Consider the following 4,067-nt stretch of genomic DNA (forward strand, 5'->3'; position numbering starts at 1 on the left):
CCCATCATGCCTTGACCAGAATTGCCCCCCATCATGTCCCGGTTGCCCATCATGCCTTCACGGGAGCCAGCGGAATTTCCCATCATGCCCATCTGCATCATGTCTGGCACGTCGGTGCCGTACCATGCCTGATACCAGGTTTGCATTTGCTCAATTTCGCGGTTTTGATCTTGAATGATAGTTTCTGCTAATTGCTTGATTTCAGGATGCTGCGCCCGAGTTAATGCCAGTTCTGCCATGTCAACAGCTCCCTGGTGATGGGGAATCATCATGACAATGAAGTGTTGATCGATATCTCCCATCATCATCTGACCCGCCATCGGGGATGGAGATGATTGAGTTTGTGTTGGAGTTGTTGTCCTAGAAGAAGGAATATCTTGCGAGGATTTTTCCAATCGAGCGAATGAGTTGTTAATTGTAAAAAAGCCTACGATCGCCATACTACTGGCTACTGCGATCGTGCTGTAAATCCATACCTTTTTATTCATGATGTTGCTCCAAAAATTAATTCGTAAATTCAAACATTTCAATCACTGCTAGAAACGAAGCAAAGACTATAGCGACCCTAAATCATTTTGACAATGGATCCAAGCCCGAGACCCTAGTGCGAGCATCTTGCTCGCTTTCTTTATGTCAAATTCATTTAGACGCGCTATAGCGCTAACTAAACTTCATCTATGCCGTAAATTCATCCTTTGCTTAGGTCTCTATTTCTACTTTGACTCGGAATTATGAAGTCAGGATGAAATTCAATAAAACTTATGCATTGCCGATTAGGCAAATAACCATGAAAGTGAACGCTCGTCCAAAGTCCTTGTTTACTTTTAATTCCCATCTAAACCGTGTTTAGCTGCCATTAGACGATATTATTAAACCTCATCCAAATCCAGAAGTGGAGTTCTACCTGTGGGAAAACTACAGATCCCGAGCTGGACTTGGTATAAACGCCTAATGATGGCTGCTTATCCTGTCCATACGACACAATCTGGATATTGCCCATCATGCCCAGTTCTTCGTAGTTGAAAATGTGGCATTGGTAATAAGGGTGAATATTAATTCACCCCTACTCGTAAAAGCATGAAACTCTAGCTCAACTTTTCATCCTGCGGAGCAGCATAGCATTAATTGATACAACGACCGTAGAAATCGTCATAAATAGCGCCCCTACGGCTGGAGAAAGAACGAATCCCAGTGGATAAGCAATACCTGCCGCTAAGGGAATGCCAATGACGTTATACCCCGTTGCCCAGAACAGATTTTGGAGCATCTTGTTATAGGTGGCTGTTGCCAATTTGAGGGCATAAGCCACGTCTAATAAATTACTCTTGACCAGTACCAGATCTGCGGATTCGATCGCGACATTCGTACCCGCACCGATCGCAATGCCTAAATCCGACTCAGATAAAGCCGGAGCATCATTAATCCCATCGCCGACAAAAGCAGTGGGTTTATCGCCTTTTAACCGTCGAATCAGAGCCGCTTTGTCTTGGGGTAAAACCCGTGCATAATAGCGATCAATCTTCAAATCTGCGGCTACCGTTTTGGCGACTACTTCTGCATCGCCTGTAATCATCACGGTTTCAATCCCCATCTCGTGCAACTTGTCGATCGCCCGACGGGCATTCTCACGCACTCGATCGGCTAACCCAAATACCGCCAGGGCTTGTTTGATCGTTGAAGAGGACGATCGCGCTTTCTCCACGAGATTCACTGTCTTGCAGTCCTTTTTTCAACTTGGGCGGAAAGCTCAATTTCAACTCTTCAACCCATTCCGGTCTACCCACCCGATAACGCTGACCTTTGACAACACCTTCGACTCCTTGACCCGGTACTGCTTTAAATTCACTAGCTTTAGCAAGCTGGCTTTTACGATTATTTGCTTCCTTAACAATCGATTTCCCTAACGAATGCTCTGATAGAGATTCTAGAGAAGCCGCGATGATTAGTGCGTCTGCTTCACTGATCCCTTCGGCATAAGTATGTTGGACTCCAAACTGACCTTCGGTGAGAGTACCTGTCTTATCAAAGGCGATCATTTTGATGTTTTTCGCCCGTTCAAAAGCTTCGCGGTTCTTTACTAACACGCCATGCTTGGCAGACATTGCTGTGGCATTAATAATTACCAGCGGAATTGCCAAACCCAATGCGTGAGGACAGGTAATCACGAGGACGGAAACGGCGCGATTGATCGCAAAGGTCAGACCACCAGTACCAACAGAAAGCCAAACCACAAACGTCAATGCCGAAACACTGATCGCAATCAAGGTCAACCAGTAGGCCATTCGATCTGCGAGATTCTGATATTTACTTTTAGATGCCTGTGCTTCCTCCACCAGCCGCATAATCTGGCTGAGGGTGGTTTGATCACCTGTGCGAGTAACGGCGATCGTTAATGCACCTTCACCGTTAACGGAACCTGCCACCGTTTCGTCGTGTTCTCGCTTGGTAACAGGGCGCGATTCTCCGGTCAAAAAGGCTTCGTTGACGCTAGAGACTCCTTCGATGACTTCACCATCAATCGGCACTTGTTCGCCAGGACGGATGATAATGCGATCGCCCTCAACCAACGCGCTCACCGCGACATCTTCGATCTGCCCATTTACTTGTTTGTGAGCGATCGATGGTACTAAATCTGCCAAACTCTCTAAGGCACGGCTGGCTCCCTGCACCGAAGCCATTTCAATCCAGTGACCGAGTAGCATCACATCAACTAATGTTGCCAGTTCCCAGTAGAAGGGATCTCCCTTTAAGCCGAGCGTGACTGCCACACTGTAAATGAAGGCAACACTGATTGCTAACGCAACCAGCGTCATCATCCCGATTTTGCTGCGAAATTCGTACCAAGACCCTTTGAGAAATACCCAACCGCCATAGAAATAGATAATCGTGGCGATAATCGGTGTAATCCAGTTGGAGCCAGGAAACTGAATGGCCTGATAGCCAAACCAACTCTGCAACATCGGAGATAGATAGAGAATGGGCAATGTTAGCCCCAGACAGATAAAAAATCGCCGTTTAAACATGGCGGGGCTGTGTCCGGCGTGTTTGTCGTGCCCAGCGTGTTGACCATTTCCATGCTGACCATTTCCATGCTGACCATTTCCATGCTGACTATGGGAAGCCGCATCCATCTGATCGTGGTCATGCTTCCTAGAGGAGGAATGTAAGGATTCTTTTTTCATGAATAAAATTCCTGTATTATCAAAATGAGCATTTTTGAATCAGTTTTGCTGTGGTGTTTTGTTATACTTTTAACGTTTGGTTTAATTTGGTTTGCAGTTCGGTCAGGTGAACCCTCAACTTGAGTCAACGCCGATCGCAGGATCGGCCTTGGCAGCGTTACCGAAACGCCTTAACCACCGCGTCAAGTTTTACCTTGATGGATTGGTCATGGTGCAGGATAGGGGGAATCTCGCGATCGATGCCCAGCAGTTCATAGACGGCCATTTGGGCCACTCGGATGGAATACTCGACCGTAAAAACAACATCATCAGGGATTTCGACAAACTGGCTGACAAAGGCCAGGTTCTTGGAATTTTTGGGAATGGGCAATGGGCGATCGGATCGATACCATCGAAGTCGCGAAACTCTTCTAGAATCCGCAGATCGCCATACTGCTCGATGTCTGCATTCATCTTAGCGGCGACTCGCTCAACGTCTCCAGTTATGATGGTGTCTGTAATGACGAGTTCAGCAATATTGGTGTTGGAATTGTTTTTGTATTCAATCATGGGGATCTCCTTTTATTTAGTTGTAATATGGTGTTCGCAAGGTGAGCAGCCAGCGAAAAGAAAAGATTTTAAATCGATTAAACTCAAATAAGTTGATCATAAAAATCCTAATAATTTTAAAATTTTTGGTCGTTTCAGGGTCAAAAACGGACAGCGTAAACAATTGGAGGTTTAATTAATCGGGTTTTCAATCCTGCAACATTGGCGATCGCTCTTGCCGAAAAAGATTCAAAAAATCTAAAAAGTAGTTCCCATTTTTCGGAGCCAACGATAATGGGATGATAATCCTGACCAAAAAGAACTATGTTGGTTATATCTCACTCCATATTCTCGACA

At 45.7% G+C, this 4,067-nt stretch carries 3 protein-coding genes and 1 pseudogene; all 4 read right to left on the reverse strand.

Annotation, left to right across the window (positions count from 1 at the left end; genetic code table 11):
• On the reverse strand, nucleotides 1-488 hold a 488-nt coding region (locus J0895_RS05865), incomplete at its 3' end, for a DUF305 domain-containing protein (protein WP_207087180.1).
• 602 nt (nucleotides 489-1,090) lie between these two features.
• A complete protein-coding gene (locus J0895_RS25700) occupies nucleotides 1,091-1,711 on the reverse strand; it encodes an HAD-IC family P-type ATPase (protein WP_340643463.1) in 621 nt (206 codons plus the stop codon).
• Complete coding sequence (locus tag J0895_RS05870; RefSeq protein ID WP_242541083.1) at nucleotides 1,626-3,182, reverse strand: heavy metal translocating P-type ATPase; 1,557 nt, start codon at nucleotides 3,180-3,182, stop codon at nucleotides 1,626-1,628. Before J0895_RS05870 ends, J0895_RS25700 begins: the two co-directional genes overlap by 86 nt.
• Before the next feature lie 157 nt (nucleotides 3,183-3,339).
• Nucleotides 3,340-3,555: pseudogene (locus J0895_RS05875) on the reverse strand (oleate hydratase); the annotation flags it as partial.
• Nucleotides 3,556-4,067: the final 512 nt, after the last annotated feature.

Source organism: Phormidium pseudopriestleyi FRX01 (genome assembly GCF_017313335.1).
Taxonomy (GTDB): domain Bacteria; phylum Cyanobacteriota; class Cyanobacteriia; order Cyanobacteriales; family Laspinemataceae; genus Laspinema; species Laspinema pseudopriestleyi.

Coding starts and splice junctions, on each gene's coding strand:
- J0895_RS05870 (WP_242541083.1), bottom strand. CDS start 3,182: ATGAAAAAAGAATCCTTACATTCCTCCTCTAGGAAGCATGACCACGAT.